The sequence below is a fragment of the Burkholderia sp. Ap-955 genome (assembly GCF_011753045.1).
Taxonomy (GTDB): domain Bacteria; phylum Pseudomonadota; class Gammaproteobacteria; order Burkholderiales; family Burkholderiaceae; genus Burkholderia; species Burkholderia lata_D.
Map to the genome: position 1 here is coordinate 1 of NZ_VWWH01000126.1, position 15,467 is coordinate 15,467.

At 69.7% G+C, this 15,467-nt stretch carries 13 protein-coding genes; 7 read left to right on the forward strand and 6 right to left on the reverse strand.

Translation table 11 applies throughout. The annotated features are described in order from the left end of the window. The 3 genes from F3J15_RS34280 to F3J15_RS34290 form a co-directional block, all read left to right on the forward strand. Window positions 1–446: DUF2760 domain-containing protein (locus F3J15_RS34280; RefSeq protein WP_240161543.1), on the forward strand; the 446-nt coding region annotated here is incomplete at its 5' end. Next, complete coding sequence (locus F3J15_RS34285) at window positions 443–2,284, forward strand: Hsp70 family protein (protein WP_166896805.1); 1,842 nt, start codon at window positions 443–445, stop codon at window positions 2,282–2,284. The genes F3J15_RS34280 and F3J15_RS34285, both read left to right, overlap by 4 nt. A 5-nt stretch (window positions 2,285–2,289) precedes the next feature. After that, on the forward strand, window positions 2,290–5,034 hold the full coding sequence (locus F3J15_RS34290) for an Hsp70 family protein (RefSeq protein ID WP_166896807.1): 2,745 nt from the start codon (window positions 2,290–2,292) through the stop codon (window positions 5,032–5,034). Window positions 5,035–5,187: 153 nt separating this feature from the next. Here the strand turns inward: F3J15_RS34290 and F3J15_RS34295 are convergent, their stop codons facing one another. Continuing rightward, entirely contained in the window at window positions 5,188–6,189 is a 1,002-nt protein-coding gene (locus tag F3J15_RS34295; RefSeq protein ID WP_166896809.1) for an arginine deiminase-related protein, read from the reverse strand. Window positions 6,190–6,248: 59 nt separating this feature from the next. Continuing rightward, on the reverse strand, window positions 6,249–7,328 hold the full coding sequence (locus F3J15_RS34300; RefSeq protein WP_166896811.1) for an ornithine cyclodeaminase: 1,080 nt from the start codon (window positions 7,326–7,328) through the stop codon (window positions 6,249–6,251). A 298-nt stretch (window positions 7,329–7,626) separates the two neighbouring features. Between F3J15_RS34300 and F3J15_RS34305 the strand changes: the two genes are divergently transcribed. Continuing rightward, window positions 7,627–8,058 carry an Lrp/AsnC family transcriptional regulator gene (locus tag F3J15_RS34305; RefSeq protein ID WP_059237585.1) on the forward strand — a complete coding sequence of 144 codons (432 nt, stop codon included), beginning with the start codon at window positions 7,627–7,629 and terminating at the stop codon, window positions 8,056–8,058. Window positions 8,059–8,103: 45 nt separating this feature from the next. Here the strand turns inward: F3J15_RS34305 and F3J15_RS34310 are convergent, their stop codons facing one another. The 4 genes from F3J15_RS34310 to F3J15_RS34325 are packed head-to-tail and all read right to left on the reverse strand — an operon-like array spanning window position 8,104 to window position 11,716. After that, window positions 8,104–8,697 carry a peroxidase-related enzyme gene (locus F3J15_RS34310; protein ID WP_166896813.1) on the reverse strand — a complete coding sequence of 198 codons (594 nt, stop codon included), beginning with the start codon at window positions 8,695–8,697 and terminating at the stop codon, window positions 8,104–8,106. Further along, window positions 8,694–9,224, reverse strand: coding sequence for a hypothetical protein (locus F3J15_RS34315; protein WP_166896815.1), 531 nt, complete (start codon window positions 9,222–9,224; stop codon window positions 8,694–8,696). The genes F3J15_RS34310 and F3J15_RS34315 overlap by 4 nt, the downstream gene beginning before the upstream one ends. Window positions 9,225–9,269: 45 nt before the next feature. After that, window positions 9,270–10,703, reverse strand: coding sequence for an NAD(P)/FAD-dependent oxidoreductase (locus F3J15_RS34320; RefSeq protein WP_166896817.1), 1,434 nt, complete (start codon window positions 10,701–10,703; stop codon window positions 9,270–9,272). After that, window positions 10,700–11,716, reverse strand: a complete 1,017-nt coding sequence (locus F3J15_RS34325; RefSeq protein WP_166896819.1) for a LysR family transcriptional regulator — start codon at window positions 11,714–11,716, stop codon at window positions 10,700–10,702. Before F3J15_RS34325 ends, F3J15_RS34320 begins: the two co-directional genes overlap by 4 nt. A 355-nt stretch (window positions 11,717–12,071) precedes the next feature. Between F3J15_RS34325 and F3J15_RS34330 the strand changes: the two genes are divergently transcribed. The 3 genes from F3J15_RS34330 to F3J15_RS34340 form a co-directional block, all read left to right on the forward strand. Beyond that, a complete protein-coding gene (locus F3J15_RS34330) occupies window positions 12,072–13,265 on the forward strand; it encodes an ABC transporter substrate-binding protein (protein WP_166896820.1) in 1,194 nt (397 codons plus the stop codon). 38 nt (window positions 13,266–13,303) lie between these two features. After that, window positions 13,304–15,115: an ABC transporter permease gene (locus tag F3J15_RS34335; RefSeq protein WP_166896822.1), complete on the forward strand. Its 1,812-nt coding sequence runs from the start codon at window positions 13,304–13,306 to the stop codon at window positions 15,113–15,115. Window positions 15,116–15,126: 11 nt separating this feature from the next. Then, window positions 15,127–15,467, forward strand: a 341-nt coding sequence (locus tag F3J15_RS34340) for an ATP-binding cassette domain-containing protein (RefSeq protein WP_166896824.1), incomplete at its 3' end; no start/stop codon positions are given.

Genomic DNA, 15,467 nt, shown 5'->3' on the forward strand with positions numbered 1-15,467 from the left:
CACCGGCCCCGGCCCCGGCGCCTGCCGCCGCGCCCGTGAAGGCGCCGGCGCCCGAGCTGCGCGAAGCGAGCCCGCAGGCTGCGCTGCAACTGCTCGGCCTGCTGCAGCGCGATGCGCGCTTCATCGACTTCGTCGAGGAAGACATCGCCGGCTACGCGGACGCCGACATCGGCGCGGCCGCACGCCTCGTGCACGACGGCTGCCGTGCCGCGCTGCGCGAACACTTCACGATCGTCCCGGTGCGCGACGAAGCCGAAGGCAGCCGCGTGACGCTGCCCGCCGGTTTCGACGCGACGGCCGTGCGCGTGACCGGCAACGTGGTCGGCGCCGCGCCGTTCACGGGCACCGTCAGCCATCGCGGCTGGCGTGTCGCCGACGTGCGCCTGCCGAAGCTGACGGGCAGCCACGACGCCTCGGTCGTCGCACCGGCGGAGGTGGAACTGTGAGCGATCCGCGCTATTCGATCGGTATCGATCTCGGTACGACCCACTGCGCGCTGTCGTACGTCGACAGCGCCGCGAGCGACGGCGAAACCATCACGCAGCAGGTGCTGCCGATCGCGCAGCTCACCGCGCCCGGCGCGCTGGAGTCGCGCGACCTGCTGCCGTCGTTCCTCTACCTGCCGCATGAAAGCGAACTCACGCAGGGCGACCTGACGCTGCCGTGGACGGCCTCGCGCGGCTTCGCGGTCGGCGAAATGGCGCGCACGCGCGGCGCCGGCACGCCGATCCGCCTCGTGTCGAGCGCGAAGAGCTGGCTGTGCCATCCGGGCGTCGATCGCCGCGCGGCGATCCTGCCGAGCGATGCGCCGCCGGAAGTGTCGCGCGTGTCGCCGCTGGAAAGCTCGATCCGCTACCTGACGCACCTGCGCGAAGCGTGGGACCACACGCATCCCGACGCGCCGTTCGCCGACCAGGACGTGACGGTGACGATTCCCGCGTCGTTCGACCCGGCCGCGCGCGAACTGACGGCCGAGGCCGCCCGCGCCGCCGGCTACTCGCGGATGACGCTGCTCGAAGAGCCGCAGGCCGCGCTGTACAGCTGGATCCAGAAGAGCCAGGGCGGCTGGCGCAAGCAGGTGCAGGTCGGCGACCTGATCCTGTGCGTCGACGTCGGCGGCGGCACAACCGACCTGTCGCTGATCGCGGTGGTCGAGCGTGACGGCAATCTCGAACTGCATCGCGTGGCCGTCGGCGAGCACATCCTGCTCGGCGGCGACAACATGGACCTCGCGCTCGCGCATATCGTCGCGCGCAAGCTCGCGCAGCAGGGCACGCAGGCCGATCCGTGGCAACTGCGCGCGCTCACGTACGCGTGCCGTTCCGCGAAGGAAACGCTGCTGTCCGACCCGACGACCGACGCGGTGCCGCTCGTCGTGCCGAGCCGCGGCTCGAAGCTGATCGGCGGGTCGATCCGCACGGAGCTGACGCGCGCGGAACTCACGCAGACGATCCTCGAAGGCTTCTTCCCGCAAGTCGACGCAGCCGCGCGCCCGGTGAGCCGCGCCCGTGTCGGCCTGACGCAGCTCGGCCTGCCGTATGCGCAGGACGCGGGCATCACGCGCCATCTCGCGGCGTTCCTCGGCCGCCAGGTCGCGGCGCTCGACTCGCTCGAAGGCGTGCAGCGCACGCTGCCGCAGGGCGCGACGTTTCTGCATCCGACCGCCGTGCTGTTCAACGGCGGCGTGTTCAAGTCGGCGCTGCTCACGCAGCGCGTGCTCGATACGCTCAACAGCTGGCTCGCCGCCGAAGGTGCGCCGCCCGCGCGCCTGCTCGAAGGCGCGGATCTCGATCTCGCGGTTGCGCGCGGCGCCGCGTACTACGGCTACGTGAAGCGCGGCCGTGGCGTGCGCATTCGCGGCGGCACGGCGCGTGCGTACTACGTCGCGATCGAATCGGCGATGCCGGCCGTGCCGGGGCTCGAACCGCCGGTGCAGGCGCTGTGCGTCGCGCCGTTCGGGATGGAGGAGGGCTCGGATGCGGCGCTGCCGCCGCAGGAGTTCGGCCTCGTCGTCGGCGAACCGGTGCAGTTCCGCTTCTTCGGTTCGTCGGTGCGCCGTCAGGACCAGGTCGGCACGCTGCTCGACTACTGGTCGCCGGAAGAGCTGCAGGAGCTGGAAGAAATCCAGGCGACGCTGCCCGCCGAAGGGCGCACGGTCGGCGAGGTCGTGCCCGTGAAGCTGCATGCGCGCGTGACCGAAGCCGGCACGCTCGAACTCGAGGCGATCCCGAGCGGCACAGACGAGCGCTGGAAGGTCGAGTTCGACGTGCGCGGCGCCGCCTGAGCGCGATGAAGCGCTATACGGTCGGGATCGACCTCGGCACGAGCAATACGGTCGTCGCATACGTCGAGGCCGGTTCCGACGCGATCCGCGTGTTCGACGTCGAGCAGCTGGTCGGCCCCGGCGCGGTGGCGGCACAGCCGCTGCTGCCGTCGGTGCGCTATCACCCGGCGGCGGGCGAACTGCCGCCGGACACGCTGCGGTTGCCGTGGGCGGCCCACGCGAAAGCGAGCGCGGCCGGTGCGACGCCGGCCGTGATCGGCCGCTACGCGCGCACGCTCGGCGCGCAGGTGCCGGGCCGGCTCGTCACGAGCGCGAAGAGCTGGCTGTCGCACGCGTCGGTCGACCGGCTCGCGGCGATCCTGCCGTGGGGCGCCGCCGACGGCGTCGACAAGGTGTCGCCGGTCGACGCGAGCGCGAGCTATCTCGCGCATGTGCGTGACGCGTGGGACGCACGTTTTCCCGATGCGCCGCTCGCGAAACAGGACGTGATCCTGACGGTGCCCGCGTCGTTCGACGACGGCGCGCGCGCACTGACGGTCGAAGCCGCGCGGCGTGCGAAGCTGCCCGCGCTGCGGCTGCTGGAAGAGCCGCAGGCCGCGTTCTACGACTGGCTGTACGGGCAGCGCGACACGCTGCGCGAGTCGTTTGCCGCCGCGCGCCGCGTGCTGATCTGCGACGTCGGCGGCGGCACGACCGACCTCACGCTGGTGGATGTCGCGCCGGGCGACGACGGCGAGCCTAGCTTCACGCGCGTCGGCGTCGGCAACCACCTGATGCTCGGCGGCGACAATATGGACCTCGCGCTCGCGCGCCTGGTCGAGTCGCGGCTGACCGAGCCCGGCACGCGGCTGTCGGCCGCGAGCCTGTCGCAGCTCGTCGAGCGTTGCCGTGCCGCGAAGGAGCGGCTGCTCGGCGACGATGCACCCGAATCCGTCAACGTCACGCTGCTCGGCGCGGGCAGCAAGCTCGTCGGCGGCGCGCGCTCGGCCGAGCTGACGCGGCAGGAAGTCGAGCAGATCGTCGTCGATGGTTTCTTTCCGCAGGTCGAAGCCGGCGAACTGCCGCGCCGTGCGCGCGCCGCGATCGTCGAATTCGGGCTGCCGTATGCGAGCGACGCGGCCGTCACGCGGCACGTCGCCGCGTTCCTGAACCGTCATGCGGAAGGCCCGCTGCCCGACACGCTGTTGCTCAACGGCGGCGTGTTCCGCGCGGGCGCGCTCGCCGGCCGTCTCGCGCAGACGCTCGGGGCGTGGCGCGGTGCGCCGCTCGACGTGCTGCACAACGCGCATCCGGACGTCGCGGTCGCGCGCGGTGCGGTGGCCTACGGGCTCGCGCGCGCCGGTCATGCGCCGCGCATCGGCGGCGGTTCCGCGCGCAGCTATTTTCTCGTGCTCGACGACGGTGCCGAAGGCGCGGCCGCGCGCGGCGTGTGCCTGCTGCCGCGCGGCACGGAGGAGGGCCACGAGATCCGGCTCGACGAACGCACGTTCGCGCTGCAACTCGGGCAGCCGGTGCGTTTCCACCTTGTGTCGACGGTGGCCGACACCGCCTATCGGCCCGGCGATCTCGTCGATCTCGACGGCGGCGATTTCGTGCGGCTGCCGCCGATCGCGACGGTCGTCGACGCGAAAGCGGGCGGCGATGCGCGCGAAACACCGGTGAAGCTCACCGCGTCGCTGACCGAGGTCGGCACGCTCGAAATGCATTGCATCGCGACCGACGATGCGTCGCGCCGCTGGCGGCTCGAATTCCAGCTGCGCGGCGACGCGCCCGCGCAGGGCGACGACGCTGCCCTCACGCGGCATCCGCGGCTCGACCAGGCGCTCGAACTGATCGAGCGTTCGTTCGGCAGCAAGGCCGCCGGCGTCACGCCGAAAGACACGCGCCGGCTGCGCGCGCAACTCGAACAGGTGCTCGGTGCGCGCGAAGCGTGGGACGTCGCGCTTGCGCGCGAGCTGTTCGATGCGTTGCTCGCGCGCGCGCGGCGACGCCGACGCTCGGCCGATCACGAACGTGCGTGGCTGAACCTGGCCGGCTATTGCCTGCGCCCGGGCTTCGGCCATCCGCTCGACGCATGGCGCATCGAGCAGCTGTGGCCGCTGTTCGACGACGGGATTCAGTATGTGACCGACGCTCAGGTGTGGTCCGAGTGGTGGACGCTGTGGCGGCGCGTGGCCGGCGGCCTCGACGACGACGCGCAGACACAGGTGCGCGACGCGATCGCATTCCTCGAACCGACCGACGACAAGCGGCGCAAGCTGCCGTTCGATCCAGGCAAGGTCGGGCCGGCCGACATGACGCGGTTGTCCGCGTCGCTCGAACGGCTGCCGGTCGAGCGCAAGGTCGAGTTGGCCGAGCGGCTGATCGTGCAATTGCAGAAGCCGGCCGAGCGTGCGCTCTGTGCGTGGGCACTCGGGCGCATCGGCGCGCGCCGGCCGTTCTACGGCAGCGCGCACAGTGTCGTGCCGGCGGAAGTCGCCACCGGCTGGCTCGATGCGCTGTTTGCGCTCGACTGGAAGCAGGTGGAACCTGCCGCGTTCGCGGCGGCGCAGATCGCGCGGATGACCGGAGACCGTTCGCGCGACCTGCCGGACGACACACGCGAGGCCGTGATCAAGCGCCTGTCGGCCGCGAATGCATCGGCGGCGTGGATAGACATGGTGCGCGAGGCCATCGCGTTCGACGAAGCCGACACCGTGCGCGTGTTCGGCGAAACGCTGCCGGCGGGGTTGAAGCTGCTGGCGGGGTAAGCAGCGCGGTATGCTCCGGCATCATTCGGACGCCGGAGCATTTCGCGGCATTGCCGATGCGGGCCGACGCTCGCCGATGCAACGTCCTTCGAATACGCAAACGGCTGCCGTTGCATCGCATCGGCAGCCGTTTGTGCGTTGTGAGCCCGCCGATCACATCTGCGGCGTCGTCTCGCATGGCGATGCGGCCGATTCCACGGCCATCACGTTCGGCACGGCCGCCCGCCGCGCGAGATGAATCCCCGCCAGCATGCAGCGCACCGAGCCGCCGGCCAGTTCGATCGTCGGCACGTCGAGCGGCAGCAGCCGTGCCGAACGCTCGATCGTCGCGCGCTGCACCGGCGTGAGGCAGTCGTACGCGCGCCGCGACAGCGCGAGCACACGCCCTTCCTTGCCCGACAATTCCAGCGTATTGCCCGCAAAATTCGCGATCTGCGATGCATCGAGCGCGATCACCGTGCGGCCCGTTTCGGCGAGCCGTTGTGCGATCTCGTCACGACGGCGGCGGTCGGCGATGAGTTCGAGGCCGACCATCGCGAACTCGGTCGCGACGCTCATCATCACGTTCGTGTGATAGATCGGGCGTCCGTCGGCATCGGCCGTATCGAAACAGATCGGCTCGAAATTGAAGTTCGTGCAGAAGCGTTCGAGCGCGACCGGATCGGCACGGCGCGAACGCGCGGTGTACGCGATCCGCGCGACGTGGTCGAGCACCATCGCGCCGGTGCCTTCGAGGAACACGTCGTCGTATTCGAGGCCCGAGTAGTCGATCACGTCTTGCACGCGGTACTCGGCCTTCAGCATCTCGATCACGTCGGCGCGCCGCTCGCGGCGGCGGTTCGGGCTGTGCATCGGATACAACGCAACGTGGCCGCCCGGATGCGTCGAGAACCAGTTGTTCGGGAACACGGAGTCGGGCGTGTCGCGCTCGCCGTGGTCGTCGAACACGTGCACGCGCACGCCTGCATCGGCGAGCGTCTGCGCGGCGGCCGTGACTTCGTCCCGCGCGGCGGCCGACACCGACGACGTGTCGTTCGCCCCGCCGCCGGACGTGCGCTGGAACGCATTGTCGGCCGCGGTCTGCGGGTTCGGCAGGAAGCGGTGCGGCCGGATCATCACGACGGCGGCCGGCGCCTGGATCGATACGAGATTCATGGAAGGCAGGAGCGAAAGGCAAGGGGCCGGGCGGCGCACGGGCCGCCCGGGGAGGACGGTCAGCGCGCGAACGCGGCGACGGCTTCGGTCACGTACGCCGCGTGGCCCTGCGCGATCGCGGCCGGGTCGTCGATCAGCGCGAACAGGTTCTTCGGGTCGACGGCCGGCGGAATCAGCGCGATCTCGACGCCCGCGTTGTGCTGCTGCGCGAGCGCATACAGGTAGCGCAACGCCGAGTAATCCTCGAGCGCGAAGCCGACCGAGTCGAACACCGTGACTTCATCCGCGCGTTCGCGGCCAGTCGTCTCGCCCTGCAGCACGCGCCACAGCTCGGTGACGGGGAAGTCGGCCGGCATCTGCTGGATCTCGCCCTCGATGCGCGACTGCGGCTCGAATTCGACAAACACGCGGCCTGCATGCAGCACACCGGCTTCGAGTTCGGTCTTGCCCGGGCAATCGCCGCCCACGGCGTTCAGGTGCATGCCGGGCTCGATCATGTCGGCCGTGACGATCGTCGCGTACGCCTTGTCGGCGGTGACGGTCGTCACGATGTCGGCGCCGCGCACGGCGGCGGCGGTCGACGCGGCGCGTACCACGCGCAGCGCCGGGTAGGCGGCGAGGTTCTGCTCGAGCTTGTCGGTCGCGTGCGGATCGACGTCGAACACGCGGATTTCGTCGATGCCGAGCAGCGTGTGGAACGCGATCGCCTGGAATTCGCTCTGCGCGCCGTTGCCGATCAGCGCCATCGTGCGCGAATCGGGGCGAGCGAGGGCTTGGGCGGCGAGCACCGACGTCGCGGCCGTGCGCAGCGCGGTGGTCAGCGTGAGTTCGGCGAGCAGCAGCGGGTAGCCGGTATCGACTTCGGCGAGCGCGCCGAACGCCATCACCGTGTGCATCCCGCGCGCGGCGTTGACGGGGTGGCCGTTCACGTACTTGAACGCGAACAGCGACGCGTTCGCGACGGGCATCAGTTCGATCACGCCGTCGCGCGAGTGGCACGCGACGCGCGGCGACTTGTCGAAATCGGCCCAGTGCAGGTAATCGGCGCGCAGCGTGTCGACGAGCTCGCGGAGGAACGTCGTGACGCCGGTTTGGGCAATCAGGCGGGCGGTGGCGGGAACGTCGAGGAAGCGGGTCATGCGTCTGTCTCCAGTTTTCTCAGTGCCGGTACGGGTGTCCCTGGCGTTCTTGTCGACCGGGCGGTGCATCGGCGCGCGTCCCGGCTTCCTGGAAAGCGGCGGCGCGGCATCTCCCGCCGGTCGATGGAGTCATTATTTCCGCGAGTCGAGCCAACAAAAAGACGGCAAAAGTGGCAGATTTATCGATAGACTTGGCAAATTGCTGGCCAGATATGGCACTTTGACTAAGTTGCCCGGGTCGGCATGCAAAGGCTCCGGCACACTGCGGCCGGTTCACGTTCAACAGGAAGCTCCGCTCATGATCACCCTCGACGATGTCGACCGGCAGCTCATCGCGCTGCTGCGCGACAACGCGCGACTGCCCGTCGTCGCGCTGGCGAAGGCATTGCGCGTCGCGCGCGCGACCGTGCAGAACCGGCTGACGCGGCTGGAGAAGAACGGCGTGATCGTCGGCTATACGGTGCGGCTCAAGCCGGCGGCCGAACGGCACCGGATCCGCGCGCTGATGTCGATCGCCGTGCAGGGCAATCGCGGCGCGGAAGTGGTGAAGGTGCTGCGCGGGCATCCGAACGTCGCGTCGATCCACAGCACCAACGGGCGCTGGGATCTCGTCGCCGAGCTGCATGCCGATTCGCTCGAGCACTTCGATCGCGTGCTCGGTGCGATCCGGCTGATCGACGGGATCGCGAATACCGAGACGAGTATTTTGCTGTCGACGCACAAGGCGTGACGCGGGCAGGCGGCGCCTGCGTCAGCGCTCAGGATTGCGCGGGCGTCAGGCGCTGGTCGCCGATTCTGGAAACACCGGCTCGCCCAGCGTCAGCATCAACCGGTTCGCCCACGCGAAGATCGCGACTGCGTGCGACAGGTCGAGAATCTCCTCATGCGTCAACCCTTCGGCTTCCAGCGTGGCGATATCGCTCGCGTCGACCGTATCGGGCCGCTCCGTCAGCGCGATCGCATAGCGGATGATCGCGCGTTCGCGCGCCGTCGTGCCGGCCGTCGACGGATCGTCGAACACCTGCTCGATCGCGTCGGTGCGCTTCGCGAGCTGGGTAAAGCGCTGCGCATGCACCGACGCGCAGTACACGCAGCCGTTCACGCGCGACACGGCCGTGCTCGCCAGTTCGCGCTCCGCGCGCGACAACCCGCCGGGGCCGTACATGATCGCGTTGAATACGCCCGAGCGTTGCCGCAGGATCTCGGGAAGATGGACGAGCAGCAGGTAATAGTCGGACGTCTTCGCTTGCGGGTGGCTCGCTTCGAGCACGGCCAGCTGGTCGGGCGTCGCGGCATCGAGCGAAACGGTGTCGAGCCACGCCCGCCAGCCGAGCGTGTCGGATGTGAAGCCGTGAGTGGTCGTCGTCATGCGGCCTCCGTTGCAGCACGTGCCTGAAGCGCCTGCGCGGCCACCGCGACGCGCAACTGATACGCGACGAACGCCACGAGCTGCGACAGCGCGACGATCGCGGGCGTCGTGAGTCCCGCCGACTTCAGCGCGTCGAGATCGGACGGGCGTGCATCGACGGGGGCGCGCGTCAGCAGGCGTGCATGCGTCAGGATCGCGCCGATGCGGCGGGGCAAGGTGTCGAATGCATCCGCGTCCGCGCGTGCGATATCGTCGAACGTGCCGCCTGCATCGATCAGTCGTGCGCGATAAGTGTCGGCCAATGCCGGCGCATTCGATTGGTGTGCGACATACCGCGCCGCGTGCAGTCGTTCGATCAACGAAACATCGGGCAACGCGGGATCGAACAGCGCCGCTTCGCTCAGCCGCGTATGGAGCAGCACCTTGTCGCGCGCGCGACGCAGCGCGGCGACGGCGTCGCCATCGCGCAGGCCAGCCACCGCATCGATCGTGTCCGGCGCATCGGCCGGCGTGATGGATTCAGTCATCGTTTCGGGTTCCCTTCGTCGTCAATGTGATCGATGGACGTGCGCTCATGCGTCGGCGTCGCGCCATTCGTCGCCTTGCAGTTCGGCGTTCGCGTACGCGACGAGTGCGTCGTAGTGGCGATCGCGGTCCGCGTCGAACAACCGGCCCGCGATTCCGCGCGCGAGCCGCTTGGCGCCCGCGCTGATGGCCGGGATATCGCCGGACAGCTTGCCGTGGCTCAGGCTTGCCGCATGGTTGAAGCAGTGAATTCGCGTGATGGCTGCACACGCGCCGGGCTCGCGCTCCTGGAAGGCGAACGCGGGGCCGAGATCGGGCGACTCGGCGAGCTCGTCGATCCACGTGCCCGGCTCCGGTCGATAGCGGTCCTTCCAGCGCCGCACCTGCGCGCCGAACGACGCGAATTCCGCGCGCGTCGTCCAGTCCGAATGAAAGCCGGTCGCGAAGATCAGGAAGTCGACCGTGTAGCGTCCGCGCGGCGTCGTCACGTCGAGTCCGTCGGCGTGTTCCGCGAGCATCTCGATCGGGCTGCCCGCATGAAAATGCGCATGTTCGTGACGCGACACGCGCAGCACGCTGTCGCGTGGCGGCGGCGTCTGCGACGTCAGCGCGTAGTGCATGAAGCGCCATTTCGTCGCGTCGTCGAGATCGGCGTAGCCGTGCACGAGGCCCGGGCTGCCGATACCCGTCAGCTTGTTGATGCGTGGAATGTCCGTGCGGCGGAAGAACAGGTCGACGCGTGCGGCGCCGGCTTCGAGCGCGGTGCCCGCATTGTCGAACGCGGACGCGCCCGCGCCGACCACGCCGATGCGCTTGCCCGCGAGCGCCGCGAAGTCGATCGGCTCGGACGAATGGGCCCAGCGCGTGCGCGGCGCGCGTTGCGCGACGGGGGGGACGTACGGGCCGCCGAGCCCGTCGCGGCCGGTGGCAAGCACCACGTGCCGCGCGAGCAGCGTCTGCGCTTCGCCGTTGCCGCGCACGTCGAGCGCGAGCAGGCCGTCGTCGCGCGGGCGCAGCGCGACGAGCGTGGTGTCGTTGCGCACCTGCAGGTCGAGCACGCGCCGGTACCAGCGCAGGTAGTCCATCCATTGCGTGCGCGGAATCTTGTAGAGCGCGTCCCACGCGTCGCGGCCGTATTGCGCTTCGAACCACGCGCGGAACGTCAGCGCGGGCAGGCCGAGCGCGGGGCCCGCGAGCTGCTTCGGCGAGCGCAGCGTGTCCATTCGCGCGAACGTGACCCACGGGCCTTCATAGCCGGCAGGCGCGCGGTCGATCACGCACTGGTTGTCGATGCCGAGCAGGCGAAGTTCGGCGGACGCCGCGAGCCCTGCCATGCCGCCGCCGACAATCGCGACATCGAGCACGCGTGTGCCGTCGGCCTCGCGCGGCGGCACCCACGACGGCGCGGGCAGGTCGAGCCAGCGCAGGTCTTGCGCGAGCCGGGCTTCGAGTGCTTGCAATTTATCGGGCGTCGTCGTCATGCCGCCTCCGGGCGTGTCCGGCGTGCACGTGTCGTGCGGGCTGCACCACGCGGCGCACGCTCGGCGCGCAGCCGGTCGCCGCGCAGCAGCGCGTCGTGCGCGGCCGCGTCGTGAAAGATCACGTCGTCGAGCAACGCGCGCGTCGTACGGTGCAGCGCGTCGAGCAGTGCATCGACCGCTGACGTGCGTGCCTTGCCGGCCGGCGTCGCGACGCCGAACGCGAAAGGGATGTCGACGTCGAGCGGGCGCGCAACGACGCCATCCACCGGCAGTGCCACGCCCGTCGCCGGATCGACGATGCCGACCCCGATGCCTGCACGCGCGGCCATCACCGCATTCAGCGACGCATTGGTTTCGATGAACACGCGTGCATCGACCCGCGCGGCCGCGAATGCCGCATCGATCCGCTGGCGCAGCCGGTGCCGGTTCGCGACCGTCACGATGCGGCGCCGCGCGAGGTCGCGCAGCGCGATGCGCGGCTGCGCCGCGAGCGGGTCGCAGGCAGGCAGCACGGCGACGCATGGCGTCTGCGCGATCCAGTGCACGTCGAGCCCCGCGTGCGCCATCGGCAGCGTGACGACGCCGACATCGGCCGTGCCGGCCAGCACCTCGTGCACGACATGCTCGGCCGATTCGCTGCGCAACTGGTAGTGGGGCGCCTGCGCGCCGTCGGGCAGCGCGGCGAGCGCGGCCGGCACGAGCGTGGCCGCGAGCGAAGGTGTCGCCGCGATGCGCACGGGCTCGGCGGTTTCATCGCCGAGCGCCCGGGCGCGCGCCTCGATCGCGCGCAGGCCGACCAGCGAGCGTTCGACTTCCTCGTAGAGCAGGAACGCGCGCCGCGTCGGCGTGACACGCGGGCCGTGCCGGTCGAACAGCGCGTAGCCGAGATCGGCTTCGAGCTCCTGGATCTGCCGCGTGACGGCCGGCTGCGAGCGGCCGAGCAGTTCGCCCGCGCCGGTCACGCTGCCGGCGGACATGACCGCGGAAAAGGCTTCGAGTTGATGCAGCTCCATGACACCTTCCGATGATGCGATTTGCGAATTGTAGGAGGGTGATCATGCGCGATTCATATAATGTTTTTTGCTATCGACAGCGCGAAAACTGCGAACGGCCCGATCGTTGCGATAGACGATTACGCGTGCTTGAACGTGGGTTTCGATCGGCGCCGTGAACGAAACGCCAATCGAATCAAGGTGATGCGATCTATGCCGATACATTGCGCGATGCGCGGTGTGCGGAGGGTCGTTCGCGGGCCTCACCCGCTTCGCGTCGCGCACGATATCGATATGCGCAAAACTTCGTTGGATCGTCCTGAACCGGATGGTTACATGCCCTCACTCTTTTCGACTGACTGAAGCTGGGGGACGCATGAACGTTTCGGGGAACGACGCACGCGGCGCATGGCGACGCGTGCTGGGCACGGTGGCGGCGCTCGCTGCCGTATGGGGCTTGTCGACGGGCGGCGCGCTCGCGGCGGGCGTGTCGGGCGAGCCGGTGGTGATCGGCGTGAGCGGGCCGCTCACGGGCCAGGATGCGCAGTACGGCGAACAATGGAAGCGCGGCTTCGATCTCGCGCTCGACGAGATCAACGGCAGCGGCGGCATTCATGGCCGCCCGCTCGCGGTCGACTTCCAGGACAGCCGCAGCGACCCGCGCCAGGCCGTGGCGATCGCGCAGAAGTTCGTCGCCGATCCGCGCATCGCGATCGAGCTGGGCGACTTCTCCAGCGCGACGTCGATGGCCGCGTCGCCGATCTACCAGCGCGGGCAACTGATCCAGTTCGGCTTCACGAACTCGCATCCGGACTTCACGAAGGGCGGCGACTATCTGTGGAGTACCGCGCTGAGCCAGGCGGAGGAGCAGCCGCTGCTTGCGCGCTACGCAGTGAAGGAACTCGGCTTCAAGCGGATCGCGGTGCTGTACCTGAACACCGACTGGGGCCGCACCAGCAAGGACATCTTCGCGAAGGCGGTGACGGGGCTTGGCGCGCAGGTCGTCGCGGCCGAAGGCTATCAGCCGGCGGAGAAGGATTTCCGCTCGACGCTCGTGCGCATCGGCGAATCAAAGCCCGATTCGGTCGTGTTGATCTCGTACTATGCGGACGGTGCGCAGATCGTACGGCAGGCGCGCACGTCCGGCGTCACACTGCCGATCGCGGCGGTCGGTTCGGTGTACTCGCCGAAGTTCCTCGAACTGGGCGGCACGGCCGTCGAGGGCGTCTATACGGAATCGAACTTCTTCCCGGCCGAACCGCGCCCCGAGGTGCAGGCGTTCGTGCAGCGCTATCGCGCGAAATTCCATGGCGATCCCGATTCGTTCGTCGCGCGTGCATACGACGCGTTGATCCTGTCGGCGGAGGTGCTGCGCCGCTACGGCACGACGCGCCAGGCCGCGCACGACGGCTTCGCGAAAATCAGCGACGTGCCGAGCGTGATCTTCGGCAAGGTGCGCTTCGATCCGCAGACGCGCCGCGTCGCGGGCGCACGTACCGTGTATCTCGTCGTGAAGCAGGGGCAGTGGGCGCTGTGGGACGGCGCGAAACCGCAGCTCGCGGCACGCTGATTCCGCATGAACCGCTTGCAAGTGACGGACGCATCGTGATGGCTTCCTGGCTCGACTACACGCTCAACGGCCTCATCGTCGGCAACATCTACGCGCTGCTCGCGGTCGGGCTCGCGCTGATCTTCGGCGTGTCGCACCTGATCAACTTCGCGCACGGCTCGGTCTACATGGTCGGCGCGTTCATCGGCTGGCTGTGCCTGACGCGCTTCGGGCTGCCGCTGCCGGTCGCGCTGGCGGCGGTCGTCGTCGGCTGCGGCGCGCTCGGCATCGCGATAGAGCGAATCGGCTTGCGGCCGCTGCGTCACGCGGCACGCATCGCGCCGCTGCTCGCGACGATCGGCATCAGCTTCATCCTCGACCAGCTCGCGCAGCTCGCATTCGGCGCCGACCCGCGCGCGGTGCCGACGCCGCTGCCCGACTGGCATCTGCGGATCGCCGGCGCGACGCTCGGCTCGCTCGACCTGTTGATTGCGGGTATCGGCATCGCGGCGGCCGCGCTGCTGTACGGCTTCCTGCGCTTCACACGGCTCGGCTGGGCCGTGCGCGCGACCGCGCAGGATCGCGACGCGGCGCTGCAGATGGGTGTCGACGTCGACCGCGTGAACCAGACCGTGTTCGCGATCGCGTGCGCGCTCGGCGGCGTGAGCGGGCTGCTGGTCGGCATGTACTACAACAGCATCGATCCGGCGATGGGCTTCCAGGCCACGCTGAAGGGCGTGGTCGCGCTGCTGATCGGCGGGCTCGGCAACGTGCCGGGCGCGATCGCGGGCAGCCTGCTGCTTGGTCTCGTCGAAAGCTACGGCGTCGCGCTGTTCGGCACGAGCTACCGTGACCTGTTCGCGTTCGGGCTGCTGATCGTGTTCCTCGTGTGGCGGCCGAACGGGTTGTTCAGCGCGAACCGCGCGCTGCCGCCCGAGCCGATGACGGGTACTTTCCTCGCGGCCGCGAAGGCCGTGCGCGTGCCGGGCCCGGTACTCGTCGCGCTGGTCGCGCTGGCGGCCGTACTGCCGTGGCTCGGCGCATCGCCGTACGTGCTGCAGACGCTGACCAACGCGTGGCTGTACGGGCTGCTCGCGCTGAGCCTCACGCTGGTGGCGGGCACGGTCGGGCAGATCTCGCTCGGCCACGCGGCGCTGCTGGTAATCGGCGCGTATGCGTCGGCGCTGCTGTCGTCGGATCTCGGCTGGCCGCCAGCCGTGACGATTCCGTGCGCGGGCGTGATCACCGCCGTGGTCGGCACGCTGCTCGTCTATCCGGCGTTCCGGCTGCGCGGGCATTATGTGTCGATCGCGACGCTCGGCATCGGCGAAGTGGTGAGCCTCGTGATCCTGAACTGGGACGGTCTCACGCGCGGCCCGCTCGGCATCACCGGCATCGCGCCGCTGCCGTGGGCGACGAGCGCGCGTGCCGCGTACTGGTTCACGTTCGCGGTGCTCGTCGTGTTCGCGCTCGTGCAGGTGCGGCTGCTGCGCTCGCATCTCGGTCGCACGCTGCGCGCGGTGCGCGAGGACGACGTCGCCGCGCGTGCGCACGGCATCGCACCGAACCGCTACAAGGCGATCGCGTTCGCGGTCGGCGGCGTCGCGGCCGGTGTGAGCGGCGGGATCGCCGCACACCTGTACAGCTACATCAATCACCAGACCTTCGATTCGCAGGTGTCGATCCTCGCATTGACGATGGTGATCCTCGGCGGGCTCGGCAACGTGCTCGGCGGCATCGCCGGCGCGATCGCGCTGATCGGGCTGCCCGAGCTGTTCCGCTGGGCGGCCGACTACCGGATGCTGATCTACGGCCTCGTGCTGTTGCTGCTCGTCCGGTTCCGGCCGCAGGGCCTGCTCGGCACGGTGTGAGGAGGAATGCGATGACCACCAAGCGACCCTTGCTCGACGTGCAGGGCTTGACGCGCCGCTTCGACGGCGTGACCGCGCTCGACGGCGCGAGCCTGACACTCGCCGAAGGCGAACTGCTGAGCGTGATCGGGCCGAACGGCGCGGGCAAGTCGACGCTGTTCAACCTGATCGCGGGCGCCGACCGGCCCGATGCCGGCCGCGTGACGTTCGACGGCCGCGACATCACGGGCACCGCGCCCGAACGCCTCGCGGCGCTCGGCATCGCGCGCACGTTCCAGCACGGCCGCGTGTTCGGCAACCTGAGCGTGCTCGACAACGTGCTGATCGGCGCGCATGCGCGGCTGCGCGCGGC